The organism is Arcicella sp. BE140 (assembly GCF_031456255.1).
Taxonomy (GTDB): Bacteria; Bacteroidota; Bacteroidia; order Cytophagales; family Spirosomataceae; genus Arcicella; species Arcicella aquatica.
In genome coordinates, this window is the sequence record NZ_JAVDUE010000008.1 from 233,676 (window position 1) to 258,219 (window position 24,544).

The window sequence follows — 24,544 nt, forward strand, 5'->3', positions numbered from 1 at the left end:
CGATTGCTAGGATATTACTTTTAAGCATTTTGCGAGTTTAATGCTTCTAAGGCTTTTTCAGGTGATGATAGATACAATTGGTAAAAATCTGCTGTGAAGCCTACATGAATTTCGTATTCATCATTTTTCAAACCTTCAAACAATCTTTCTGCTACTACAATAGGTTTGATACCATTACTTCCACCAATCTCAGTTGAAAAATCAGTGTCAACCAAAGGAGGCATCAATTCAAATACTTTAACATTGGTAGATTTAGCCAGCGTGTAACGTAAGATTTTGCTATATGAATGTAAAGCTGCTTTGGAAACAGAATAACTAGGGATAGAGAACGCAGGTGCAAAAGCTACGATAGAAGATACATTGACGATGGCTGAATCTCCATTTTGTGTTAAGAGTGGCAATAACTTTTCATTTAATCTGACAATCGATAAATAATTGGTAATTATTTCTTCTTGTGATTTTTCAAAAACATTGACATTGGTATCAATTAGATTATATACATGTGCAAAGCCAGCATTGTTAATGACAATATTCAGGCTAGGGAAATCTTTTTTCAGTATTGCTACCAACTGCTCAGTATCTTCTGCATTCGTAACATCAGACACAAAAGAAGTAACATTTTCTAATTGTGCAGTTGCATTGTTTAAACGTTCAGCATTTCTACCTGTAATTATCACTTTATTTCCATTCTGAGAAAATAATTTAGCCATTTCAAAGCCAATACCAGCACTACCGCCAGTAATTAAAATTGTGTTGTTTTGAGTTTTCATTATTGTATTTGATTATTTGTTATTTTTAAAATCGCTATATACCAATCGGTATATTTATAGTCATAAAAAATACCTCACTACAAGGTTATTTTTTTTATCATTTCTCTAATTGTTTCTAATGATTGATTTAATAATACTGGATTTTTAGTGGTTTTTGTCAAAAAAACACCCCCTTGTATTAAAGCAATGATGGATGTAGCAGTTTTACTGATTTCAGTATTAGCGCTAAACTCTTGGGCTTCGATACCAGCCGTAATAATATTTTCTAATGATTGCTTCCAACGCGTTACACCTTCAGCTACTTTGATTCTGAAAAGTTCATTTGCATCGTCAGCTTCTACACCCGTATTTAACAAAGGACATCCACCATCTTCCAGAAAACAACTCATTTCTGCACTACTATAGATAGTAGGGAATGCCATCAACTTATCATAATTACTGTTTGACGCTTCTAATTGTTGAGCAATTAGTTGATTTCTTTGTGATAAATTATATTCAAAGGCCGCTAAAGCTACTTCTTCTTTGTTTTCGAAATTACCATAAATACTTCCCTTGGTGAGTTTTGTCGCCTCTGTTAAATCAGACATTGAAGTTCCCGCATACCCTTTTTTATTAAAAATACCTGCGGTAGTTTCAATAATAAAAGCCCTAGTTTTTTCAGATCTTGGAATAAAAGCCATCTCTATATACTGTTTGGTATTTCATTTTAGAAAAAATATTCGATTGATAAATCGACGACACAAATATACCAATCGGTATATTAAAAACAAAATTTTACTGGAAAATTTTATAAATTATTTTTCTTGAACTAGTTCAATGACAACAATGCTGAGAATACACTAATTTTGTAAAGCAGTTTCTCTTGATAAATTAAACAGATAATGAACTCTATGTATAGATAAAGCTGTTTATTAATTTCAGTATAAAATATTAAAATAAAATGACAGGTACATTCGAAGAACTAATAGCCTCCTCAACGCCAGTTATTATTGACTTTTCAGCAGAATGGTGTGTTCCATGTAAAAAAATAACACCCATTTTAAGTCAGTTAGTAGATGAACTAGATGAGGAAGTTTCAATTATAAAAATTGATATTGATAAAAATCCAGTTTTAAGGAAGAAGTATAATATAACGGCAGTGCCTACGCTGATTGCCTTTAAAAATGGCAAACAAAAGTGGCGTCACACTGGAATGATTACTTTGGCGAAAGCTAAACAGGCTGTTAGAAGTATTTGGTAAATCAGTATTACCTTTCATTAGGGTACTACTTAAGTACTAACGATTACTCACAATTATATAAATAATGGATAATCTGTTTATTTATCACTAACGAGGAACTTAAATACCTCGTTAGTGATAAGGATAGAAACATAATAGATGTAGTCGCACCCCAATAAAATAAAGATTTGTACTATCATTATTTTATTTAAAATTTACAAAAAGTATCAACCCATTTTTTGATAAGTCCTACCCTTTCCTTGATGAATTTATGGGTAAAAAAGAAATTTGACCAGTCTTCAAAGTGTTCGAAATGATATTTGAAAAAATACATCCAGAACATATAGCCTAAATACGGAATCATCGCTAGCTCCTCCTCTGATAATGCTCTGTTTTCTCGGTATCCCTTAATAAAAGTTTTGAAATCAACATCTGCCTGTTCCTGAGTGATGGCTTTATAATGTACATGGAAGAAAAAGTGTACAAAAAATGTCATAACGTCATTTACTAGAAAACCTTTTGCGAAAAAGTCAAAATCAAAAAAAGTGATATTGTCATGTTCGTCAAAATGAAAGTTTTTCGGTAAATAATCGTAATGACAATAGCCATAACCGAAATCTTTGGTATCAAACTGATTCAGTTTATCAATTACTTTAAGGCTCGTTTCTCTTAGGTATTCATATTCCTCAGGTAAATCTTTAAAGGCTGGTTTAATCACTTCCAAAGGAATAAGTAATGTAGTATTAATGTCTAAAGTCTCTCGTTCATAACTTAAGGCTACTTTCGAGCTAATATTATGGTTCACCGCCATTTCTCTCCCAATAGTCAGTAATTGCTCCGTACTTAAATCAAAAACAGGTTTTCCTGGTGCAAAGTAGAACAACACACCATATCTTATTCCCTCCGCTACATTAAATGCTTGAATATCTTTCCCTTCCTGATCGGGGATGGGATAGGCTACTTTTGCCCCATTGTTTTTTAAATGGTGAAGCAACTCTACTTCTGCTTTAATTTCTTCCAAACTCCTATGTGTATTTCGATAAATCTTGAAGATATACTTCTTCGTATCATCTTCTAACAGATAGGTATCGCTGACATTCCTAATCAATAAGCGACAAAACATATTAAAGCCATATTTTTCATTAAGGAATGCATTCAAGGCTTTTGTTGAAACTGCTGAGTACTGAGTTGGGAAAAGAGCGTTCATAGTAAGTTTTTTTGAAGGGGTGCAAAGGTAAGCAAAACATGATATTTTATGTATAAAAACATCAAATAACTCCTTAAAATTAAAAACTTTTCATTTGTTGTAAAAATATTTGCAAAATCACTTGCTATTTAATTGTGCACAATTTAATTTTACACAATAATTAATACAGCGATGGATATTTTAAAGCTCGAAAATCAAGTATGCTTTCCTGTGTATGCTTTATCAAGGCATATTACCTCTCTTTATCGTCCACATCTTGAAAAAATGGGGTTGACTTACCCTCAGTATCTAGTGATGCTAGTTTTGTGGGAACACCATCAAGTAACGGTAAAAGAATTAGGGAAAAAACTATGGCTAGATAGTGGTACACTAACACCTTTGCTTAAACGATTGATTGAAAATGGCTTAGTCACTAAAAACCGCTCTGAGGTAGATGAAAGATTAGTTGACATTACCATCACTGAAAAAGGAAAAGCCCTTAAAGAACAAGCATTATCATTACCCTACACATTAATAAAGGAATTGGAGACTGATGAAGAACAATTTTTAATGTTGAAAGCCCAAATCGATAAGCTATTAGAAGTTAAAGAATCAAAGAATATTTAATATAAATCAACAAAACGATAACAATGGAAAAATTGTATACAGCCGTAGCTACTGCTACTGGCGGAAGAAATGGCAACGTAAAAAGTTCTGACGGAATTTTGGATTTAGAAGTTCGTATGCCTAAAGCATTAGGAGGTGCCAATGATAACTATACTAACCCTGAACAGCTTTTTGCGGCTGGATACTCAGCATGTTTTGATAGTGCCCTTAAATTGGTTATTAAGATGTCTAAAGCCGTTACTGGAGAAACATCAGTTAAAGCTGCTGTAAGTATTGGCAAAATTGAAAATGGAGGTTTTGGCTTATCAGTAGAGCTTTTTGTAAATGTGCCAGGTGTGGAACAAGCACAGGCTGAGGAATTGGTTAAACAAGCTCATCAGGTATGTCCATATTCGAATGCTACGAGAGGAAATATCGAAGTGACATTAACTGTAACCACAGAAGGGTAATTGCCCTCTTCAATCACATCTAAATACTGCCTGCTAAATTGATATTTAGCAGGCAGTATTGTTTTTAAAAGAAAATAAACAATCAGCTACTAATTGACCAAAGGTATCTTATTATTTATGAATTTTGTAGAAAAACAAAAATCATGAACTGGATTATTTTAATTATTGCGGGGTTGTTTGAAGTAGCATTTGCTTTTTGCTTAGGAAAAGCTAAATTGGTAACAGGTAATGGGGTTTATTTATGGTATGCTGGATTTTTAGTAGCGTTAACCTCAAGTATGTTATTATTAATCAAAGCAACACAAACATTACCAATCGGAACGGCCTATGCTGTATGGACAGGCATTGGTGCTGTAGGTACTGTATTAATAGGAATATTAGTTTTCAAAGAACCAATCAATTTTTGGAGGGTTTTCTTTATTATCACCCTTATTGGCTCAATAGTTGGTTTAAAATCCATATCTCATTAAATTATCATCAAATTGGTAATGAATCGCAATATTAAAGTCCTATAATCATTACCTTTTATAAACCCTCTTTATACAAAGTGGTTTATCCTTACTTCAATAAGCAAACCTAACCATGGAGAATTATAGCATCGTTATTTTTATATTAGCCCTCATGATTGTCTTTACTGCCATCGCAGAGAAGATAAAATTGCCAAACCCTATCGTACTTATTACTGTGGGCATGGCCATAGGATTCATTCCTTCTATTCCTAATATAGAGATTAACCCTGAAATTATTATGCTAATATTTCTTCCTCCACTCCTATACGATGCTGCTTTCAACATTTCTTTCAAAGAATTCAAAACGCATGCACAAACAATCAGTGCTTTAGCCATAGGATTGGTATTTCTTACTACTTTGGGCATTGCTGTTATTGGACGTTACTGCATTCCAGGCATGAGTTGGTCGGTAGCTTTTGTATTAGGTGCTATTCTTTCGGCTACTGATGCAGTAGCCGCTATAGGCATTACAAAGGGATTGGGACTTTCACACAAAACGACGACTATCTTAGAAGGAGAAAGCTTGGTGAATGATGCATCAGCACTAGTAGCTTATCGTTTTGCGGTAGCATCGGTTACAGGTGTTGCTTTTGTCTGGTGGAAAGCTACCTTAGAATTTATCATATTGCTATTAGGCGGCCTAGCCATAGGCTTAGTGATGGGTGTAATCTTAGCTTATACACTCCGTTGGTTTCGACAAAATCACTTAGCCATTATCAGTCTTATGGTGTTGATGCCTTTTGTTACTTATCTTTTAGCGGAAGAAATACATGTTTCTGGTGTAATTGCGGTAGTTATTCTGGGATTAAGTATGGCAAGACTAAGCAGAGCAAAATTCCCTAAAGAATTAAAACAACAATCATTAAATTTTTGGGAGATAAATATTTTCTTATTGAATGGGTTAATATTTATCCTGATAGGCATACAGTTTCCTATTGTTTTAACGAGTATCGATAAAACACAGATTCTTCCTAATATTGGTTATGCATTTTTGATTACAGTAGTAGCCTTATTAATCAGAATGGCACGTGTATTTCTACAAAAGATTAACTTACAACGAGGTTTTAGAGACAAACGTGGCAAAGTCACTTTTGATGCCCTATTAGATTTGAATAATAGTATCATTATCAGTTGGTCTGGCATGCGTGGCATTGTATCCCTTGCAATTGCATTGGCATTGCCCGTAACCCTTGAAAATGGTCAACCTTTTCCGATGCGGAATACCATTATTTTCATTTCCGTCGCCATGGTTTTATTCACCATTCTTGGTCAGGGGCTTACTTTGCCGTGGATTGTAAAACGCTTAAATAAAAAGGAGGAGGTTAGTTAAGCTCCTCCTCCACTACTTTTTTCAGTGTTGCATATTTCTTTTGTCTGCCGTCTGGTTTAAGGTAAAAAGCCATTAAAAATGCACAATATTTTTTATCGTTATTCACCCACGGAAAACTTCCAAATAGCCCTGGGCTACTAACAATGTTATTTCCCATCAGCCATTCGCCATAACCGTAACTTAATGTTCCCGCTTCTGCTGGTGAATAAGCAACTTTAACTGCCTCAGTCACTCTGTTCACTTGCATTTCAGCAATACTATTCTCAGAAAGGATTCTTTTGCCATTAAACGTACCTTTATTCAATATCATGATTAAGAAATTCATATAATCATTAGGCGTGCTACTTGCCCCACCAGCAGGTAAAGCTACTTTACCTTTACCAAAATCTGTATTCTTCATCTCCAAAGGTTTGGCAATTCTTTCTGCAAACAAAGTTTCAAAACTCTTACCACTAATTTTTTCAATGACCGCCCCTGCTATTTGTAAACCAGTATTACTGTAACGAAAAACCTTACCATGAGTACCCTCCATAGGATATTGTGCTATTTGAGCTATCGCTTCATCCATGCTATTAATCTGTCTCATTTCTCTTAGATTCTCTCTCAAATCAGGGGATTGAATAGCTGTCATGTGTGATAGGCATTCGCTAATGGTAATATTACCCTTCCCATTTCTTGAAAGAACAGGCAAGAATCTACCTACAGTATCCGTCAGTTTTAATTTACCTTCATCTACAAACGTCATCACTAATGCGGCACTTAACCATTTACTACAACTAGCAATTTGTAGTTTAGACGTTTCTGTGAAATCATCAAAATCTACGGTTTTACCTTGTCGTTTAGCAATAAACCTCCCTACCATCCGCTGTTTATTATTCATTTGATTTACAGAATGGCTATAAACAGTCTTACCATCTTTGTAAACAACTAACATCAGTCGCCCACCCATGCTTGCCACATTATCATCAAGCCATTTATCTACCTTTTCAAAAGACTGTTGTGCATAGCTGTTTACAAACACTATTAATAACGACAGTATTAATCCTATTTTTTTCATTATTCCAAAATTATTTACTCAATCACAATTTAAAACTCTAGGGTTATCAAGGCTTCTACACTGAAACTCATATTTACTTTGAGCATATTTAGGTATCGGATTATCAGATACCTCCAATGGTGTCATCATTTCTGTCTTATAGCTAGGCATTGTTATCTGTTCTATAGAACCATTGCCTAATGCTACATTTTTACCTGACAGATTATTATTAAAACTATAATCAATCATGGCATCTAATATGCGATATACTCCATAATAATCATAGGCGTCATAAGCAGAACGGCTATTTGGGAGGTTATGTCCTGTTGAGTAGTAATAACCTGCTACAGTTGAAGATTTGAGATAATAAAAATCTTTTTCTGCATTAGTAATATTATTGTTCTTAAAAATATCAATCGCCATTCTATGATCGTTAAAGATGTCTTCATCATATACCTGCGTTATCATTTTAGTATTAGTTGGAAAATTTTTCAACTGTTCTGAAGTAATTTGAAAGCTGTACCACGGTGCCATTGTAAAGAGGAATCGTCCGTTTTCACCCCATCCTTTTTCTACAAAAGCCTTATATCCCAATCCAATAGATGCTCCTCCACCAAATGAATGTCCCATAAAACCAACCTTTTTAGTATCAATAATATTTGGATAATCTGTTACTGCTTTTAAAAAGCCCAACCATAAAGTATTGTAACGATAATCGATTCCCACACCAGATGCAGTAGAATACGGTACAAATACAACAACATATCCCTTTTTGGCGATAAACTCAAATAAACCTCTATTGTATTCTTTGTTTTCACCTCCATAAGGATGTGAATAAAATATTGTTGGTCTAGGTGAAGTAATACCCTCAGGATAAAATATTGTTACTTTTGTTCCTGCATATTGCGGATTAGGAAAGTCTATTTCAGCTACTTTATTCGCACCATCTGCTCCATAGCCTGAAACTGGTCTAGGAATAGGTCCTTGAAAGTTATCAACAACAGGTTCTACCATATCTGTACCATCATGTTGTGAACAAGCAACTGCCAGAATCAATAAGATACTTATTTTAAAAACAATATTTCCCATTTTTTTAGAGCTTTTTAATTTTATTGCAAAAATTGTTTTATCAAGCTTATCGCTGTTTTATCCTTTCTTTAATTTTACGCTTCATTTCAGCTTCAAAAGCCTGATATTGATTAAACTGCTCGGTAGTAAATACTTTTTTTAGTTCTTCATCTTTTTCTTTCTGTAGTTTTTTTTTTTGCTTGAATTTTGAAAACTTACCCGCATTGCTTTTTAAGATTGGCTCATTTTTAAGTGTATATTTCTGATTTATAGCTTGTACTTTAATACTCTGTACTGGATCAAGACCAAGTTTGCTTTTCATCAAGTCTGTAAGAAGCTCGGCTCTTTCTTCTGGACTCGTATTTTTTATAACAGACGTATTTTGTGCTGTAGTCAGCTGGCTAAAGAATAACAGGGTTAATACGGTAACTAGCCCTGAAGTAATTTTCCTAATTTTCATAAAATTTCTATTTTTTGATATTATTTATTATCACAATAATGCTACATAACATAGGTTTTATAAAGACCTTATGCACTAACGATTACGTTACAAATTTGATAAAGAAAAATAAAGGATGGGCTAAAAATAAGGTAAGACTGGAAAATTAGCAGGTGAAATGTTTTATCGATTCATCCAACTTTTGAACTCTGGTACACGTGCTTTGCTAATTAGCACCCGTTCTAATGGTGCTGGATTTATTTTAACAGAAAAGCGTCCATTAAAATAAAAATCTATTTCTTTGATAGCTGTACGATTAATAATAAACTGTCTATTTGCTCTAAAGAATAATGCAGGGTCTACTTGCTCTTCTAGTTGCTCCAACGTAAACTCCATAATATATTGCTGACCGTCCGCAGTATGTCCATAAACAATCTCATTTGACGTATAAAACCAAGCAATCTTATTGGTCTCTAAAGGAACTAATTTATCCCGATAGTTTACCAAGAACGACCTTTTGTAAGACTTAATACCCACTTTAAATTCCTCTAGCAATTTTGTAAACTTGATGGTTTCATACTCATCACTATACGTTCTAACAAGGTTATTATATTTATCTAATGCACGCTTTATTTCTTGATCATCAAAAGGTTTGAGAATATAATCTATCCCATTATTTTTAAATGCCTCAATAGCATAATCATGATAAGCTGTCACAAATACAACGGGCTTATTAATGGTCACTTTTTTAAAAATATCGAACGACAACCCATCGGCTAGCCTAATATCCATCAAAACAAGGTCATAATTAGTTTGATTTAACGTAAACCAAGCTATTGATTCATTTACCCCTTTAAGCATATCCACGATATTAATATTAGTATCTATACTTAGCAATATATGTGCTAAGTTACGGGCTGTAACAGGTTCATCTTCTATAATAACTATACGTAACGGATTCATGGTATTAACGGTAATTTAACTAAAAATGTGTCTTTTGTTTTTTTTATGTCAATCTCTTTAAGCTTAAGCAAACGAAAGCGTTCGTTAAGATTAACCAGACCAATCCCAGTACTATTCTCAGGCGAGATTATTTCTTGTAAATTATTACTAACTACTAGCCATTCATCCTCCACACAAATTGTTATGACCAAAGGTCTTTCTATACTGACAGCATTATGCTTAATGGCATTTTCTAATAAAGGTTGAAGAGATAAGTGTGGCAAAGTAAAATTAAGATAATGTTCATCAATCGTAATCACTAAGTGAAATGCTTTCTCATAACGCATTTTTAAAAGCTCTTCATAAGATTTAAGTATCCTTAATTCTTCTGCTAGTGAAACCAACATCGTACCTGACTTTTCTAAGGCATTCCTAAATACTTTAGAAAGATGTATGATATAAAACTGCGCTAGTTTAGGGTCTTCTCGTACAATTCCCGACAAGCTACTCAGAGAATTAAATAGTAAATGAGGATTCAATTGTTCTTTTAATAATTGTAATTGTGCTTCCAGATAAAAACGCTTTAATTGTTCATTTTCTTTCTCTTTAAGTTTACTTTCTCGTAGTAATAGTAGTATTCTAATAATGATACCTATTAGCACAGCACTAAACAGTAAACGCACAAAATAACCTCTGACCACCACTCCCGGTAAATGATTTTCGAAAAATAGATTAGATTGGATAAAACTTCCAATGATTATAAAGAGTAGAATAACAATTATGTTAGCCAAGAAATAAAGGCTGTATCTTTTCTTTAGCAAGTACAAGGCTAAACTTTTATCTTTTGAAAGGTTTATATAAAATAATATTAAACAAAATAATAGATTATACAAAAATTGAAAGCTGTACTCGACCAAATCAAATTGCCAGTAACGTGCTATAATACCGTTCTCTCTTAAAGCCAATAGTCTTGGTGAATTTACAACCAATACTATCAATAAGGAACTATATATACAAATACGTCTTTCATGCTTATCCATATTCTAAATTATGAAATATTTCATTAGAAGAATAGACAAGATGGTATAAAGCTGATAATTTAGGCAGTGAAGTATACGAAGGAAGGGGGTGAATTTTAATATCAAACTATTCATTTACAAAGGATAATAGACTAGTATTCCAAATCCAGAATATTAGTCTATTAATAGGATATTTATCTTAATAAGCCACTACAAATTGCGTATGAGATGACTTAAACTCAATTTTATGCAAAACAATACTTAGCAAAAATCATTAAGGCTTTATAATCTGCCCAGTATTAGCACCAAACACACTTTTACGAAAGCCATATTCTAGTTGTTTCATGGTTACTGGAATCTCTCCGGGGAAAAATGGGAAATACTGAGGTGAAGCTTCAATAACCGTTGGGCTAACCGCATTTATCCTAACGCCATTTTCTAATTCAATGGCGGCGGCTCTCACAAAAGCTTCAACTGCACCATTGGCGGCTGATGCATTGGCAAAATTCAATTGTGGTTCATACGTTAAAGCCCCTGAGATTAAAGTGAATGAACCTTTGGGGTTTATAAAGTGCTGTCCGATTAGTACCAAATTGATTTGTCCCATCAATTTTCCTTCTAATCCTTTACGGAACTCCTTATCAGTCATCTTTTTCCAAGGTCCTACATACGTTGGTCCAGCTGTTGAAATCAAGGCATCGAAAGAGCCAACTTGTTTAAACATATTTTCGATTGATTCCGTAGAAGTTATGTCTGTGATAATATCTCCACCGTGCGCCCCCACTTTTATTATTTCATGTTCCTTCTCTAATACACTTACCAAGTGTTTTCCCATGGTGCCTGTAGCACCTACTATAATAATTTTCATCTGCTTTAAATTCTCTAAAAATTTTCAAAAATAATTTCTCTATTAACCATTCCTCCGGTAGTAGTTCCCATTGCGACAGCATTCGCTACTGTGCGCATTCTAGTTACATTATCACCACACGCAAAAACACTTTCAATGGTAGTTTTATGAAAAGCATCTATTTTAATGTATCCGTCCTCTGTTAAATCACATCCCAACATGGTGGGAATCTGACAGTGTTGTTCAAAGGCAGTGCGCGTATAGAGTGCTTTAATAGCAGTTTTGGTTCCGTCTTTGAAGTGGAGGTTTTGCAGGTATCCATTGGTATGCTCCAATTTTTCAATAGGTGTTTCTACAATTTCAATGTGGTGTTTTTTCAATTTTTCAGTTTGCTCACTTGTCAACGTTGAGGTTCCGTTCGTAAATAATGTTAAGTCCTTTGTCCAATTTGAAATAAAGGCAGAAAACTCAAAGCCATATTCACCATTTCCTAAAATCCCTGTTTTTTCGCCTTTCACCTCATATCCATGACAGTACGGACAGTGAATCACTGATATTCCCCAACATGCTGATAAACCATCAATAGCAGGCATTATATCCTTGATACCCGTGGCAAAAATCAATTTGCCAGCATGAAATATTTCTCCTGAGGCTACTTGAATATCAAAACCATTGTTAGTTTTGACTCCTTGTGTTGCCAAACCATTAAAGAATGTAACAGTGTCATAGCGTTCTACCTGTTTTTTAGCTAGTACACTAATTTCTTGAGGTGTTTTACCATCTTGCGTAAGAAAGTTATGTGAGTGTGGCGTTTGTCTGTTGCAAGGTAATCCGCTATCAATTATCAATACCTGCTTTAATGCTCTGCCCAAAGCCATACCTGCTGCTAGCCCAGCATAACTTCCTCCAACAATTATTACGTCAAAATTTTTATTATCTATCATTGCCTTAAAGAATCTAATTTTGTTCTTTGCAAAGGTAGTTTCAATCCAGACGGAGAAGATAGGACAAAAATGTAGTTCTATGGGATTTATTTAAAGTTGTGTCTAAAAGCATCAGGAGTATATCCAGTATGCTTTTTGAAGAATCTGATAAAGTATGAAACATCTTCATAGCCTAAATAATAAGCTATTTGAGTGATTTGATTAGAAGTGGCAAGAAGATATCTTTTAGATTCCAATATAATGTATTCATTTATCACTTCTGAACACGTCTTCCCTAAAGATGTCTTAGTGATAGCATTCAACTGGAAAGTAGACAGATTTAGCAAAGCCGCATATTCAGACACCTGTTTGTGGCTCAAAATATGCGTCTCTAAATGGCTTAAAAACGCTTCAAGTTGTGCTTCTATATAAAGGTTCGCTTTCTCTTGTATTGGATTACTACCATGTTTTCGAATAAGCTCAATAAAGAAAATATCCATATTGGCTTTAATTACTTCCAGATACTTTTCTTGTTTGTCGGTATATTCTTGAAAGATATTAGATAATATGGCACTCAACTTCTGAAATTTATTCGAATCAAATTGATAGTGATTAATATTACTCGTCTTGCGTAATAGTTGACTTACTGATTTGTCGTGTGGAGAATAAAAATCCTTTCTAAATTGTATTAAATAACCCGTACTTCCTGCTTCCAAAACTAGTTGGTGTACCTGTCCTGGTCGCATAAGGAAAACAGAATAATCAGAAACGGTGTAAGATGTGAAGTCTATATTATGATTACCAGTGCCTTCTTTTACAATCAATAGATAAAAAAAATCATGTCTATGAAGTTCTTGCACCATATCGGTCTCAGCAAGTAAACTATCAATATCCCGAATGGTAAACGCTTCAGATAAATCTGGTTCTTTTTTACTTACTTTGATATGTCTTATGGGTATTTTTTCCATCCGCCGTAGAAGATATTTTATTAGACGAGACCTTAAAGGTAAGTAAAATCAATTGATTGATATGTTAATAGTTTAGAAAACCACCTTGATTCATATTATAAATGCTAGCCTACGCCTTAAATCACTTTTTTAACACCAGGAATCAATAAAATAAGAGACCCTAAAGCAAAACTACCTAATAAGGCTATGGGTGCTATAATCAAACATTTTATGGATGGGTCAATTGTCCAATTTCTTACGGCTAATGATAAACCGATAATAACGAGCGGATGAAAAATATATACCGCAAAACTGCTCCGTGATAATTTACTCAGTAATACTGACGTTGTATTCCAACGCTTTTTTCCATAAATGAGTAATACCGTCAGGATAGAAATACCAATCAATTGTTCCCATACCGCATATAATAATGACTGCCAGTGAAATCCTCCAGAGTACCAAGAAATAGGCATATCCAACTTTACGCGTATCAGATAAAACATAGGGAAAAATAATAAGCACCATCTTATGGATAAAGTAAGTTGCTTGCTAGTTTTTTCTGAAAGCTGGTCAAACCAATTGTTCCTAGCCGCCAATAATCCAATCATAAAAAATACAAGATATTGCGGAAAATGCCCTAATTGAAAACCTAATGGTTTAAGAACCCAGCCAACTGGAAAAATGATTCTGACTACGAAACTAATAATCCCGACTGCCGTTGCAAGCAAGAGTATCGTATATGCAGTCGGCGTTGGTAAAGGGTTTTTAATATTAACGTTGAAAAGGCTTTTTATGAATGCATACACCAAAGAGAACAACAGTAATGCTACTACAAACCACAGGACACCAAAATCTATCCAGTTGTCGTAACCTTGAAGGTATTGCCAATAAGTAATGTGTTGTTCTTTTCCAAAATAATAAACCAAATAGCAGAGGAAGGGAGAAAAAACAAATGAGTAAAATAATAAAGGAATCCCTAGTCTAAACAGGCGGTCAGCTATAAACCTAGCAGCACCTTTTCGGGCATAAGACGTACCAGTAAAATAGGCCGCAAGCATGAAGAAAAAGCCCATGAAATAAGATTGATTTATACTAACAAACATCGTTAGGGGTATAAGAGCACCCAAATGAGTAGTTTTTTCAATATAATACCATCCGCCCGGAGCACCATACGTAACGCAAGTATGATGGAGCACTACCAATATGGTCAGTAGTAGTTTGATATTGTCTATGTATAATAGTTTGTTTGATGGCTTAGCAGTTGAAATTTGAGAAGACATAATTGATTGGTTTATAATTGTTTAGTATCCGACTATCGGCTACTTGCAACAAACCTACCATACTAAAACCAGTTCTCAGTGCAATCTGTTATCAGTAACTAGCTTTGTGATGAACAACAAGTTTAAGCTACATTTTGCTGCTTTAGTTGTTCGTAACAGCGATTAAAACTATCTAGCTGTTTCCTAGACACAGGAATCTTATCGCTGGTTTCATGAAAGGATAATAAATACCCTTGAGAATTTCCTGAAACTTTTTCTACCTTGAACATATTTACTAAATAAGCTCTGTGACACCTGAAAAAATGTGGATAGCCTGAAAGTTGAGTTTCAAATTGTGTCAGAGAAATTCTTTTTAATTCTATCACTATCTGTTTATCAATTTCTCTGGTCAATTCTATATAGTTTCCATCAGCTTTTACGAATAATAAATCATCTATGTTTAAGCTAAAATCATCTTGCTTAACTTGTGTATTGATGAAAAGTGTAGGTTCAGTGTCTTTTTTAGGCGTTTCTACACAGAGAGGGACAAACTGAAGTACAAATGGCGAGCCTTTCTTTGATTGAAGATAGAAGCTAACTAATCTCAGAAAAAAATAGAAGAACGTTCCTGCAATAAAGCAGTTTCTAATTTCTTCCCAAAGGTAATTGAAAGACCAGTTATTAGGATTGTCGTAGATTAAATCTCGTATTAAAAAACTGCTAATGCCTGTCAAAATTAGGACGATCCCTATATGAGAATATTCCTGTAACAAAGTCCAGCTTTGAAGGATATCTTTTCTTTCCTTGAAATAGTTGAGTATAGAGAAATAAACGAAAATAATTAATGCAGGACACAATGCGTGAAGACTACAAATAAAAAAATAGTTTATTTTATATTCAGGGGCATACATGCCAAAGGGTTTGAACAATAAAAGAAACACAAGGAGGCTAACAAAAATAATTGCAGAACTTTTGAACAGGTTTTCAGACTTGAATCTTGCTGGATATTCAATCTCCTTAAGTAAATGTTCCCGATTTACATACAATTCCATGGATAACAAGTATTTTATTAAGCATTAAAATTACAAAAAACTCATTCCTAAAAGTATATTTTAAGGGAATATGTCTAATAAATTTATACTGCGTTAAAAATCAAGTTGTTTGAAAATGTTATTGAAAATCATATTTATTTGTAGCCTCCTCATAATTTATACGTTATAATACTACCCAACCTCCTTATTACTTTCTATTAAGCTTCAATAGGTGTTGCTAAAACAATATCTCTACTTTTTAATAAAGGTATGATTTGTCCTATAATTAAATCTTGATAATGTGCTGACTTACGGTGTTCAGCAATAGCATTTTCATCAATGTAGCCTTCAAACAATATAATTGTGTTAGCATCCGTATTGCTCTGATGAACTTTATAGAATAAATTACCACTTTCTTTTACAGTTTCCTTACCTATCGTTTTCAATAAATTCAAGACTGTTTCTATATGTCCTTCTTTAACAGTCCATGTAGCGAATACATGAATGGGTTGTTGATTTTTCATGATTTGAGTATTTAAAGTTGATTATTAAATAATTACTGTGTTTTAATTTCTGATTCAAAATTAGGATACAGTAGCTGCATGAGGAAGGAGGCAAATCACAAAAAAAGTGTGATTATAATCACACTTAAGAAGTATTGGTGCTTTAACGCTTTTCTCTTAGTGAAAAACGTTTTGATATATTCAAACTCTTCATCGTTAATGGATGTAATTGCTTATCGGTTTTGAAGGGTTAATTGGATACTTCTTCTACCCCAACAACGGCCACCGATATAATGTTACTAAGAGAACTATAATCTGTATCCGTAAATCAAAAAAGCGATCGAAAAACGAATTTCGACCGCTTTTTTATGATTTTAAAATTCGGGATGACTAATGTTTGACTTTCTTGAGAGATTTATACTTGAAGAAAACTTTTTATTACGTGCTTTATTTCAGCGCGCAACACTTCTAAAGAATAGGGTTTTGTCATAAACATAGATGCCTGATTTTCTATGGCAAACTGCCTATCAATCTCGTTTGAAGAAGTCGAATAGATAATGACAGGTATATTGTTATACTTGTCATGACCTTTAACTTCTTTCAAAAATTTTCTACCATCCATTATTGGCATATTAAGGTCGAGAAAAATAATATCTGGTTTCTTAAAATTAGGAAGGTCTAATTTTTCCAATGCTTCAGCACCATTCTTGGCTTCCACATAGTTAACCTCTAAGTTAAGTGCATGTAAAGACTCCTGAAATATTTCACGTTCATCTAAATCATCATCAATTAAAAAGACAGTCTTCATCATTTGTTATCTAATATAAAATAGTAATGTATGGGTCGAAAATTACTTATATTATTCTTCAGGTATTACAACGACAAATGTTGTTCCTTTTCCTTCCTCCGAAAATGCCTTAATATCTCCATTATGATTTTGTACAATTTTTCGACACATTGCCAGCCCAATACCAGTACCTGCGAATTCATTTTTGCCATGTAATCGTTGAAAAATATTAAAAATCTGCTCAGCATATTTTTGATTAAAACCTATTCCATTATCGATAATCTCAATTTTATAATAATCTAATGAATTATCGATAGAAAATAGTTTTTTATCGTTGTCATTAAGCTTGCTACTGATAACTTTAATGACAGGTTTAACATCCTGACGAGAATATTTCAAAGCATTTGATATTAAATTGCCAAACAACTGCCCCATTTGTAATGGAATAGCTTTTAATTTTGGCAAATTTTGGTAGATGATAGTAGCTTCTTTTTGTTCAATTGTCAAGTCAAAATCACTCAAGATATTCTCTATTACCTCTTCCAAATCTACATTTTCAAATACTTTAGTACTATTAGCTAATTCAGAAAAACCAAGCACATCTTTAATCAATGTAGTCATTCGTTTTGCTGAATTATTTATTTTTTCAATATATATTTTTGCCTTTTCTGGGTCAGATGTAATATAATTTTCAAGCATCTGAATGAAGACGGATATTTTCCGAACAGGTTCTTGCAAATCATGCGAGGCAATGTAAGCAAACTGTTGCAATTCCTTATTATTTATCTCTAATTCTGTATTTGCATGGCGTAATTCTGCCGTACTTTTTCTGATTTTAAATGTTAGTTCTTCTTGTAATTTCCTTTCTTTTGTTACGTCTTGGGCGGTGCCACTTAAATACGCTGGCATACCATCACTATTATAAAATACCCTTGCCGTTGCATGAATAATCCTGACCTGCCCCGTAACTCTGTTGATAATTGGATGCTCATTATCATAAATTCCCGAAGAACCTGGCAGTATAGCCGCTTGGATTGCATCACTGACTAATTTTCTGTAATCATTAGGCAGTGGATTATAAGCTTCATCCATCGCTTTGGTATCTTCAGTAAAGCCTAGCCAATCCATAAACCTTTTTGAATAAGAAAATGTTTTATTTTTAATATCAAGTTGCCATGTTGCTAGTTCGGCCAATTCAATAGCACCCGCTAAGGCAATACGTGTATCATCTAATTTTTGTGAGGCTAATACCCGTTCAGTTACATCAACGGCAATATCCATAATACCATAAATATTACCATGAATATCCCTAATTGGCTTATAGGTAAAATCAAAATAAAATGTGCTTAATTTCCCATCTACTTCGAGGCGTGCTGGGGTAGAAACAGCTTCATATGGCACACCTGTTAAGTAAACTTCCTGCAATAATGAGAGAAATGGTTGACCAACTAATTCGGGGATGGCTACTTCAAGCGGTTTTCCCATGACAGATTTATCTTTTCCCCAATATCCAATCATGATATCATTCGCAATCTCAATTTTCATGTCCAATCCTGTAAAAAGGCATATTCCTACAGGAGCTTGCTTAATCATGAGGCTAAAACGTTCTTCGCTTTCCGTAAGTGCTTTCCTGCTTGCAATGATTTCGTCCATGTCCATACAGAATCCTGCATAGCCAGCATATTTGCCACTTTCATCAAAAAATGGGTCTCCTGCTGCACGACACCATACTATTTTACCAGTAGCTTTTTTAATCCTAAAAAGCACATCATAGTGCGATAGCGAATTCACAGCCTCCTCAAAGACTTCCGCTGCCATTTGTCTGTCTTCTTCAATGATGGCGTTTGTCCAGCCTATCCCCAACAATTCTGAATAAGGTATGCCTGTCCACTCTACCAAAGTATTATTCAAATAGGTTAGCATACCTTGTTTATCAGCTAACCAAAGTCCCGTAGGTGAACTATCAGTCACATTCCTGAACATAGCATTTGCTTCTCGCTTTGTTTGTTCCAGTCTATGCTCTGCTTGCTGTAATGCAGCTCTACTTCTTTCTCGTTCTGTAATATCTATACCTGTTCCTGAGAATGTCTTGGGGTTACCTTTAGAGTCCACAATCCTAGCTCCAGAAATGGCAATATGATGAATACTACCATCGTCCCAAATTACTCGTGGGGTATAATAAAATTTACCAGTTGTTAATCCTTGCTCAATAGCCTCAAGACGCAGTCCTAAATCATCAGGGTGGATATATTTAACAAAATCCATCCGTGATAAATCCTTAATTTTTGAACCAGATATAAGAGCCGCAAATTCAGCAGAATATTCAATGTTATTAGTCGCAAAGTCGACATTAAAAACACCCATACCCATAGTCTGCATGGTAAGGTCAGTCAATTGTCTTGACTTCACTATTTCATCATTAGCCTTCTTATGTTCTGTGATGTCCTGCAAAATTCCGTTAAAACGATAGGCTTCTTTATTTTCATTAAACCAAGCCCGTCCTTTGGCACGCACTATTTTTTCTTCTTTCGTTACAGGATGAATAATTGTATATTCTATTTCATACTTCCCTCCTAATTCAAACTTTAATGCATCCTCTATCGCTTTTATTACATTATCACGATCAGCTTCTGCTATTACGTCTGTAGCTACATGTAGGGCAATCTCATCATCGGGCTGTAATCCGAACCAACTTTTAAGGCGGTTATTTGCTGAAAATCTATTTGTAATTGGATTAAGGTCAAAGGTGCCGAGTTCTGCTGCTTCAATAGCGAATAAGAGTTCATCCTTACTATTTTGAAGCTGTTTGTTATGGTTTACTGTATTGGTTGTTTCATTACAAACTACTAATACACCCTCAATCTGACGGTCGTCTCCTCTGACTGGACTGTAACTGAATGTCCAGTACACATCTTCAAGTTTACCATTTCGATGTATAGGCAATAACATATTTTCATACCAGACACTTTCGCCAGTAGCTAATATATTAGTAATATGCGGAGCAAGAAAATCCCATATCTCAGGCCAGCAATCTTTCGCTTTTTGTCCCATTGCTTTAGGATGTTTTCCCTGCTCTCCAAAGCTTGGTCTATAGGCATCATTATAAAACTGGATTAGGTCATTGCCCCACCAAAGAAACATAGGGAATTTGGATGGCAATAATGTCGCTAAGGTATTCTTCAAATTTTCAGGCCATATTTCAGGTCGTCCTAGACTATTTGAAGACCAGTCTAAATTCCTAATGATTTCGGCAGCTTCGCCACCGTTTTCAAGGAAGAAATAGTCGTCGGTAGTATTTATAATTTCCAAGAATTAAGGTTGAATTAAGAGGATATGACGAATGTCTTGCCCTTTACAATAATGAATGAAAGTAAATTTAGCTAAAAATATAACAATTTCGACATCAAATACCTTCGTTTTGAATGTCATGTTTAGCAATATCTCATGAAATTATACCTTTGTCACCTAAATAAAAGGCTTTTTTATCAAACATGACCAAATCCAAGACCTTGCTATTTATTCATTAGCAAGGTCTTGGATTTAGCCTTTAATTATTTGATAGTTTAGTATTTAATATCTTTTTCCAGTAACGTGAAAAATCCAAATAACATTCTTATTTTTTTTTGTGTTCATGCGAATCTTCTTTTTTTGCTAACACTTCACGGGCTTTTTTCAATCCCGTAGCAATAGCAAGCCCTTCTTCGGCACCGTCTTTTAATATCTCATTGGCTATCTCAACGGCTTTATCCCTAACTTTCTTAGGTTGGTTTTTGTATGATGGCGGATAATCGCTCTTAGTCCATGGCATATTATTTACATTTTTAGTTAAACAATTGCATTTGATTATAAACTGTAGTAAGGTATTAAAATATCATGCCATAATGTACTTATTCGTTGGCTTGTCTGTAATGATAGGCAACTTCGCCTAACTGATGACTTCACCAAGCGATTCAAATGCTGTTGATACAATAATTTTATACACAAAATTTAGCTGTGAATATTTCAATAGATTTTGTAATTGCAGTACAATTTATCGTTAATTTTATTAAATACTGGCAGTTTTCGATAACGTCAGAAAATCAAGCTGGCACACTGTAGAATAACTAGAGCTGACCAACATTCATTAAAATAGCAGATAGAAAACATGAAACATCTCCTTATTTATATTTTTTTCATTTCGATTAATGCTAGCGCGCAGGACGTAGACATTTTACTAATAGGTGTTTCTCATGACTATAGCAAATATCCTATACAGGATTATTCCAATCTCTACAATAAAATAAGAAAATTCAAGCCTGATGCTTTTTTTGGCGAGTTCCTAAGTAAAGAGGACGAGCGACTTGTGATGGACTATTGGTGCAAACAGGACAATATTAAGCGGCTAAAAATGCTTAGGAGCTATCGAAATTTGTCGGATGAGTTACTTTCTAAGTCGATTGACAGCTTAAAAAAAATAACCCTGCTAAAACCTAAAGACTATTATATAAAAGCTGATTTAGCCCATGCTTATTATCTTAATCAAGATGTCGCGAACGGCCACTATCAATTCTGGCAAGTTTTCGACTATCTTAAGCAAAAACCTGATGCTAAACTTGAAAACTACGTCATAAAATTACTTAGCCCTCAGCTAGATACAACAGGGCGAAGTATGAAAAGGTTGAAAACTTCGGAATATGCACTAATAGCGTTTCCAATGATGCTGGAAATGGGAATCCGAGACTTGCTTTCTATGGATTGTCAGGACTATGATTTGAATTGGCAAGCATCGTGGGTGGCATTCGACGCAAAATTCAGTATATTTAGAAATGATACCACAACCTCTTTTGTAAAACAACTGAAAGCAAATTTAGCTACTATTAATAAAGGTTTTGAAAAGTACGAAAGTATAGAAAAGACTTCACAAAATGTAACGGAATGGCTTAACACGGATGAGGCATCTGCAATTTCCGCCTCAGGAGATTTTTACTTACCTGTTATGTATGATATGAAGGGCTTTCCTAAAGAAGAAATGCTTTCAAAAATACATTGGTGGATAATGAGAAATCAGGGAATGTGTGACAATGTTGTAAACAGGGCGAGAATGATGGGGGCAAAAAAAGTAATAGTTATTGCGGGTGCCAATCATAGAAAATACATGCAGGACATTTTCAAGGCTATGCCCCATGTAAGGGTGAGAAACATTAATGAAGTTGATTAGATAATATTTATGTAAAGACGACTATAACGAGTGATAAATGAGGTAATGGATTATTATCGAACGATAAAAGCCTTCAAAATCAAATGACTTTGAAGGCTTTTATCTTTTTTGTGATTCCTTTGATACAAAACTCGAACTCCTTGTTACAGGATTTACGGCGTCTTGTTGCTCTATTTTCTAAAAAATGAAAGTCTACGTTATATCAATAGATTTTCATTCGTCATTTGAGCATGTTTAAATTCTTCCTGAATGTGGGTGCTAACTAATTGATTGCCTAAACGCTGACGGGGTTTGATTGGTCTTATTCCTGAACAATTTTGTGAATGAAGGCAAATGCTCAAAGCCTAATTCATAAGCAATCTCACTGATAGAAAGATTTGTGGTAGATAATTTTTCTTTTGCCTTTTCGATCAGCTTTTCGTGAATATGTTGTTGGGTGCTCAGCCCCGTTAAAACTTTTAACAAACCGCCCAAATAATTTTGCGATATATTGAGATTTTGAGCAATGTATTGTACACTCGGCAATCCTTTTGACATTAGATTATCATTAGCGAAATAATCGTTTAGTAAGGTATCCAAACGCTCCAAAATCTGATGGTTGGCTTTTTCCCTGGTGATAAACTGTCGATTGTAAAAGCGTTCAGCATAATTGAGTAAAGCCTCTATGTGGGAAATAATTATGTGCTTGCTGAACTTATCGATATTGTTCTGACACTCCTGCTCGATATGCGCAATAATTCCGTTAATAGTTTGTTCTTCCTTTTCAGAAAGGAACAAGGCTTCGTTGACGGAATAATCGAAGAATTCATATTGCTTGATACTCTTCGCAAGCTGGGTGTTCCATAGGAGGTCCTGATGGAAGAGTAAAACCCATTTCCAACCTGATTGTTTCGCGGTTTCGTTTGGGTTATGCTCTATGCTGAAACTTTGATTGGGGGCCATGAAAAACATAGCGCCTTCATTAAAATCATATTCTCGTTGACCATATCTGAAGATTCCGGAAAAATTTGTTTTTAATGAAATGGAATAAAAATCTAGTACTACACTTGAAATGCTTTCAGGGAATTTTTGCGCATTTTCAAGATCGACGACGCTTACCAAGGGGTGTAAGGGTTTGGACAAATTCCTTATCTGATGAAACTCGCTGATTGTCTTTATTCTGAAAGTCTTTCCACTATCCATATACGACTTTTATTAATCACCCTCAAATTTTTTGATGGCCTCCTGTGTAACTGGTGTAAAAAAATTGACGAGATTTCCGTCAGGATCACGAAATAACAACGATTTATTTCCCCAAGGCATTTTAGTGGGTTTCTGAACAATAAAATGTTCAAGAAAATGACCAAACCTTTCGTACTCTTCATCCACGTCTTTTACTCTGAACTCTATTATGGCAGAGCGATTATAAGCGGCTTTTGCCACTTCATCGCCACCAAAGAATTGTAAAGTATTTGTACTTCCAATAGCTAAAGTTGCTGTTTTTGTTTTTAATTCTGCAAAATCTGGAGTATACTGAATTGCGGATATTCCACTAATTCTCTCATAAAATGATACTAATTCTTTGACATTTGCAGTAATAATTCTTATCGAAACAATATCCATTATTTTTTCTTTTTTGTTAGTACAAAGTTCCACAATAGACGTAAATTAAAATTAGCCAAATTAACTTTATGTTTAGCCAAAAATCACACCTTGCTTGATAATTGCTTACTGATTACTCAAGATCATAGAGAACCACAGCAAATTGTCCGTATAATTTAGATTGATAAGATTGATTTGATACTTATAATAAATAAATGTAGAATAGTCCATTTCTATAAGGAAAATTTATGAACCTATAGAAGCGGAAGTACCTTTTGTAATGAATTCCAAACTGGATTTAGCCAACGCCTAACGAAATTTTTATGGCAATTATGGAAAGATTGATTAGGAAAAACAAAGGCTGAAAAAATAGTAATACAGGGCTGATTTATATATTTTTTGCCCTTATAACGGATTTAAACAGTTAAAGTTCGGTGCCTCGAATGTGATGGATAGGTACAGGTTCTTTATTCCGAAAAAAAGAATGGGAGTGTAATTGTGACTGTCCTGTTATCTTTATTATTAAGGATTATCTGGAAAAACTACAACTCGGCGGTTGTACTTATCTATCAGAAAACAGGGATTTAGAGGGTAAAAAAAAAGGGACAAACCTTTTTGAATTAGTTTTGTCCCAAAAGTGATCCCGCTGGGACTCGAACCCAGGACCCATACATTAAAAGTGTATTGCTCTACCAACTGAGCTACGGAATCTTCAAACCGAAGTTTGTATATATAAAATGTGCGCTCTGGCACGAAGGAAGATTACCACTGGTAACCTTTGTGATCCCGCTGGGACTCGAACCCAGGACCCATACATTAAAAGTGTATTGCTCTACCAACTGAGCTACGGAATCTTCAAACCGAAGTTTGTATAT

At 34.4% G+C, this 24,544-nt stretch carries 25 protein-coding genes and 2 tRNA genes; 6 read left to right on the plus strand and 21 right to left on the minus strand.

Annotated features, from left to right (window positions below; translation table 11 throughout):
* Window positions 1-20: 20 nt before the first annotated feature.
* Both J2Y60_RS13410 and J2Y60_RS13415 read right to left on the minus strand, forming a co-directional pair.
* Window positions 21-770, minus strand: coding sequence for an SDR family NAD(P)-dependent oxidoreductase (locus J2Y60_RS13410; RefSeq protein ID WP_309916489.1), 750 nt, complete (start codon window positions 768-770; stop codon window positions 21-23).
* Between the two features lie 77 nt (window positions 771-847).
* Window positions 848-1,450, minus strand: coding sequence for a TetR/AcrR family transcriptional regulator (locus J2Y60_RS13415; RefSeq protein WP_309916492.1), 603 nt, complete (start codon window positions 1,448-1,450; stop codon window positions 848-850).
* Window positions 1,451-1,710: 260 nt separating this feature from the next.
* On the opposite strand from J2Y60_RS13415, the gene J2Y60_RS13420 reads away from it, so the two are divergent.
* Window positions 1,711-2,010, plus strand: coding sequence for a thioredoxin family protein (locus J2Y60_RS13420; protein WP_309916497.1), 300 nt, complete (start codon window positions 1,711-1,713; stop codon window positions 2,008-2,010).
* 187 nt (window positions 2,011-2,197) lie between these two features.
* On the opposite strand, the gene J2Y60_RS13425 is transcribed toward J2Y60_RS13420, so the two are convergent.
* Window positions 2,198-3,196 carry a phosphotransferase gene (locus tag J2Y60_RS13425; protein WP_309916501.1) on the minus strand — a complete coding sequence of 333 codons (999 nt, stop codon included), beginning with the start codon at window positions 3,194-3,196 and terminating at the stop codon, window positions 2,198-2,200.
* 171 nt (window positions 3,197-3,367) lie between these two features.
* Between J2Y60_RS13425 and J2Y60_RS13430 the strand changes: the two genes are divergently transcribed.
* The 4 genes from J2Y60_RS13430 to J2Y60_RS13445 all read left to right on the plus strand — a co-directional run bounded on the left by J2Y60_RS13430 (window position 3,368) and on the right by J2Y60_RS13445 (window position 6,090).
* On the plus strand, window positions 3,368-3,802 hold the full coding sequence (locus J2Y60_RS13430; RefSeq protein ID WP_309916504.1) for a MarR family transcriptional regulator: 435 nt from the start codon (window positions 3,368-3,370) through the stop codon (window positions 3,800-3,802).
* A 23-nt stretch (window positions 3,803-3,825) separates the two neighbouring features.
* The gene (locus J2Y60_RS13435) at window positions 3,826-4,251 is read left to right on the plus strand and encodes an organic hydroperoxide resistance protein (RefSeq protein ID WP_309916507.1); all 426 of its coding nucleotides are present in this window, start codon (window positions 3,826-3,828) and stop codon (window positions 4,249-4,251) included.
* A 143-nt stretch (window positions 4,252-4,394) separates the two neighbouring features.
* Window positions 4,395-4,721, plus strand: a complete 327-nt coding sequence (locus J2Y60_RS13440) for a multidrug efflux SMR transporter (protein WP_309916509.1) — start codon at window positions 4,395-4,397, stop codon at window positions 4,719-4,721.
* Between the two features lie 112 nt (window positions 4,722-4,833).
* Window positions 4,834-6,090: a Na+/H+ antiporter gene (locus J2Y60_RS13445; RefSeq protein ID WP_309916512.1), complete on the plus strand. Its 1,257-nt coding sequence runs from the start codon at window positions 4,834-4,836 to the stop codon at window positions 6,088-6,090.
* Here the strand turns inward: J2Y60_RS13445 and J2Y60_RS13450 are convergent.
* From J2Y60_RS13450 to J2Y60_RS13515, 14 genes are all read right to left on the minus strand, one after another.
* Window positions 6,083-7,147 carry a serine hydrolase domain-containing protein gene (locus tag J2Y60_RS13450; protein WP_309916515.1) on the minus strand — a complete coding sequence of 355 codons (1,065 nt, stop codon included), beginning with the start codon at window positions 7,145-7,147 and terminating at the stop codon, window positions 6,083-6,085. The genes J2Y60_RS13445 and J2Y60_RS13450 overlap by 8 nt on opposite strands.
* A gap of 18 nt (window positions 7,148-7,165) precedes the next feature.
* Complete coding sequence (locus tag J2Y60_RS13455; RefSeq protein WP_309916517.1) at window positions 7,166-8,215, minus strand: hypothetical protein; 1,050 nt, start codon at window positions 8,213-8,215, stop codon at window positions 7,166-7,168.
* A gap of 46 nt (window positions 8,216-8,261) precedes the next feature.
* Complete coding sequence (locus tag J2Y60_RS13460; protein ID WP_309916520.1) at window positions 8,262-8,654, minus strand: hypothetical protein; 393 nt, start codon at window positions 8,652-8,654, stop codon at window positions 8,262-8,264.
* Window positions 8,655-8,816: 162 nt separating this feature from the next.
* Window positions 8,817-9,596: a LytTR family DNA-binding domain-containing protein gene (locus J2Y60_RS13465; RefSeq protein WP_309916521.1), complete on the minus strand. Its 780-nt coding sequence runs from the start codon at window positions 9,594-9,596 to the stop codon at window positions 8,817-8,819.
* Window positions 9,593-10,615, minus strand: a complete 1,023-nt coding sequence (locus tag J2Y60_RS13470; RefSeq protein WP_309916525.1) for a histidine kinase — start codon at window positions 10,613-10,615, stop codon at window positions 9,593-9,595. The genes J2Y60_RS13465 and J2Y60_RS13470 overlap by 4 nt, the downstream gene beginning before the upstream one ends.
* 253 nt (window positions 10,616-10,868) lie before the next feature.
* Window positions 10,869-11,462 (minus strand): short chain dehydrogenase, encoded by a 594-nt coding sequence (locus J2Y60_RS13475; protein WP_309916527.1) that lies wholly within the window; start codon window positions 11,460-11,462, stop codon window positions 10,869-10,871.
* A 14-nt stretch (window positions 11,463-11,476) separates the two neighbouring features.
* Entirely contained in the window at window positions 11,477-12,385 is a 909-nt protein-coding gene (locus tag J2Y60_RS13480; RefSeq protein WP_309916530.1) for an NAD(P)/FAD-dependent oxidoreductase, read from the minus strand.
* Window positions 12,386-12,471: 86 nt separating this feature from the next.
* Window positions 12,472-13,332, minus strand: coding sequence for an AraC family transcriptional regulator (locus tag J2Y60_RS13485; protein WP_309916533.1), 861 nt, complete (start codon window positions 13,330-13,332; stop codon window positions 12,472-12,474).
* 116 nt (window positions 13,333-13,448) lie between these two features.
* Window positions 13,449-14,591 (minus strand): acyltransferase, encoded by a 1,143-nt coding sequence (locus J2Y60_RS13490; RefSeq protein WP_309916536.1) that lies wholly within the window; start codon window positions 14,589-14,591, stop codon window positions 13,449-13,451.
* 122 nt (window positions 14,592-14,713) lie between these two features.
* Complete coding sequence (locus tag J2Y60_RS13495) at window positions 14,714-15,304, minus strand: LytTR family DNA-binding domain-containing protein (RefSeq protein WP_309916540.1); 591 nt, start codon at window positions 15,302-15,304, stop codon at window positions 14,714-14,716.
* 515 nt (window positions 15,305-15,819) lie between these two features.
* Window positions 15,820-16,125, minus strand: a complete 306-nt coding sequence (locus tag J2Y60_RS13500; RefSeq protein ID WP_309916543.1) for a putative quinol monooxygenase — start codon at window positions 16,123-16,125, stop codon at window positions 15,820-15,822.
* 394 nt (window positions 16,126-16,519) lie between these two features.
* Window positions 16,520-16,915: a response regulator gene (locus J2Y60_RS13505; protein WP_309916546.1), complete on the minus strand. Its 396-nt coding sequence runs from the start codon at window positions 16,913-16,915 to the stop codon at window positions 16,520-16,522.
* 48 nt (window positions 16,916-16,963) lie between these two features.
* A complete protein-coding gene (locus J2Y60_RS13510; RefSeq protein ID WP_309916549.1) occupies window positions 16,964-20,200 on the minus strand; it encodes a PAS domain S-box protein in 3,237 nt (1,078 codons plus the stop codon).
* Window positions 20,201-20,504: 304 nt separating this feature from the next.
* On the minus strand, window positions 20,505-20,699 hold the full coding sequence (locus tag J2Y60_RS13515; protein ID WP_309916552.1) for a DUF2188 domain-containing protein: 195 nt from the start codon (window positions 20,697-20,699) through the stop codon (window positions 20,505-20,507).
* A gap of 336 nt (window positions 20,700-21,035) precedes the next feature.
* Between J2Y60_RS13515 and J2Y60_RS13520 the strand changes: the two genes are divergently transcribed.
* Complete coding sequence (locus J2Y60_RS13520) at window positions 21,036-22,088, plus strand: DUF5694 domain-containing protein (RefSeq protein WP_309916555.1); 1,053 nt, start codon at window positions 21,036-21,038, stop codon at window positions 22,086-22,088.
* A 258-nt stretch (window positions 22,089-22,346) separates the two neighbouring features.
* Here the strand turns inward: J2Y60_RS13520 and J2Y60_RS13525 are convergent, their stop codons facing one another.
* The 4 genes from J2Y60_RS13525 to J2Y60_RS13540 form a co-directional block, all read right to left on the minus strand.
* Complete coding sequence (locus J2Y60_RS13525; RefSeq protein WP_309916558.1) at window positions 22,347-23,270, minus strand: AraC family transcriptional regulator; 924 nt, start codon at window positions 23,268-23,270, stop codon at window positions 22,347-22,349.
* A gap of 12 nt (window positions 23,271-23,282) precedes the next feature.
* Window positions 23,283-23,690, minus strand: a complete 408-nt coding sequence (locus J2Y60_RS13530; protein ID WP_309916560.1) for a VOC family protein — start codon at window positions 23,688-23,690, stop codon at window positions 23,283-23,285.
* Between the two features lie 617 nt (window positions 23,691-24,307).
* Window positions 24,308-24,380 (minus strand) — tRNA-Lys (locus J2Y60_RS13535).
* Window positions 24,381-24,450: 70 nt separating this feature from the next.
* Window positions 24,451-24,523: transfer RNA gene (locus J2Y60_RS13540), tRNA-Lys, on the minus strand.
* Window positions 24,524-24,544 lie beyond the last annotated feature (21 nt).

What these genes read in the sequence shown, in the direction of transcription:
- J2Y60_RS13410 (WP_309916489.1), bottom strand. Translation starts at nt 770, where the DNA reads ATGAAAACTCAAAACAACACAATTTTAATTACTGGCGGTAGTGCTGGT.
- J2Y60_RS13465 (WP_309916521.1), bottom strand. Translation starts at nt 9,596, where the DNA reads ATGAATCCGTTACGTATAGTTATTATAGAAGATGAACCTGTTACAGCC.
- J2Y60_RS13450 (WP_309916515.1), bottom strand. Translation starts at nt 7,147, where the DNA reads ATGAAAAAAATAGGATTAATACTGTCGTTATTAATAGTGTTTGTAAAC.
- J2Y60_RS13485 (WP_309916533.1), bottom strand. Translation starts at nt 13,332, where the DNA reads ATGGAAAAAATACCCATAAGACATATCAAAGTAAGTAAAAAAGAACCA.
- J2Y60_RS13455 (WP_309916517.1), bottom strand. Translation starts at nt 8,215, where the DNA reads ATGGGAAATATTGTTTTTAAAATAAGTATCTTATTGATTCTGGCAGTT.
- J2Y60_RS13480 (WP_309916530.1), bottom strand. Translation starts at nt 12,385, where the DNA reads ATGATAGATAATAAAAATTTTGACGTAATAATTGTTGGAGGAAGTTAT.
- J2Y60_RS13470 (WP_309916525.1), bottom strand. Translation starts at nt 10,615, where the DNA reads ATGGATAAGCATGAAAGACGTATTTGTATATATAGTTCCTTATTGATA.
- J2Y60_RS13520 (WP_309916555.1), top strand. Translation starts at nt 21,036, where the DNA reads ATGAAACATCTCCTTATTTATATTTTTTTCATTTCGATTAATGCTAGC.
- J2Y60_RS13525 (WP_309916558.1), bottom strand. Translation starts at nt 23,270, where the DNA reads ATGGATAGTGGAAAGACTTTCAGAATAAAGACAATCAGCGAGTTTCAT.
- J2Y60_RS13445 (WP_309916512.1), top strand. Translation starts at nt 4,834, where the DNA reads ATGGAGAATTATAGCATCGTTATTTTTATATTAGCCCTCATGATTGTC.
- J2Y60_RS13530 (WP_309916560.1), bottom strand. Translation starts at nt 23,690, where the DNA reads ATGGATATTGTTTCGATAAGAATTATTACTGCAAATGTCAAAGAATTA.
- J2Y60_RS13490 (WP_309916536.1), bottom strand. Translation starts at nt 14,591, where the DNA reads ATGTCTTCTCAAATTTCAACTGCTAAGCCATCAAACAAACTATTATAC.
- J2Y60_RS13505 (WP_309916546.1), bottom strand. Translation starts at nt 16,915, where the DNA reads ATGATGAAGACTGTCTTTTTAATTGATGATGATTTAGATGAACGTGAA.
- J2Y60_RS13440 (WP_309916509.1), top strand. Translation starts at nt 4,395, where the DNA reads ATGAACTGGATTATTTTAATTATTGCGGGGTTGTTTGAAGTAGCATTT.
- J2Y60_RS13415 (WP_309916492.1), bottom strand. Translation starts at nt 1,450, where the DNA reads ATGGCTTTTATTCCAAGATCTGAAAAAACTAGGGCTTTTATTATTGAA.
- J2Y60_RS13515 (WP_309916552.1), bottom strand. Translation starts at nt 20,699, where the DNA reads ATGCCATGGACTAAGAGCGATTATCCGCCATCATACAAAAACCAACCT.
- J2Y60_RS13460 (WP_309916520.1), bottom strand. Translation starts at nt 8,654, where the DNA reads ATGAAAATTAGGAAAATTACTTCAGGGCTAGTTACCGTATTAACCCTG.
- J2Y60_RS13420 (WP_309916497.1), top strand. Translation starts at nt 1,711, where the DNA reads ATGACAGGTACATTCGAAGAACTAATAGCCTCCTCAACGCCAGTTATT.
- J2Y60_RS13500 (WP_309916543.1), bottom strand. Translation starts at nt 16,125, where the DNA reads ATGAAAAATCAACAACCCATTCATGTATTCGCTACATGGACTGTTAAA.
- J2Y60_RS13430 (WP_309916504.1), top strand. Translation starts at nt 3,368, where the DNA reads ATGGATATTTTAAAGCTCGAAAATCAAGTATGCTTTCCTGTGTATGCT.
- J2Y60_RS13475 (WP_309916527.1), bottom strand. Translation starts at nt 11,462, where the DNA reads ATGAAAATTATTATAGTAGGTGCTACAGGCACCATGGGAAAACACTTG.
- J2Y60_RS13435 (WP_309916507.1), top strand. Translation starts at nt 3,826, where the DNA reads ATGGAAAAATTGTATACAGCCGTAGCTACTGCTACTGGCGGAAGAAAT.
- J2Y60_RS13425 (WP_309916501.1), bottom strand. Translation starts at nt 3,196, where the DNA reads ATGAACGCTCTTTTCCCAACTCAGTACTCAGCAGTTTCAACAAAAGCC.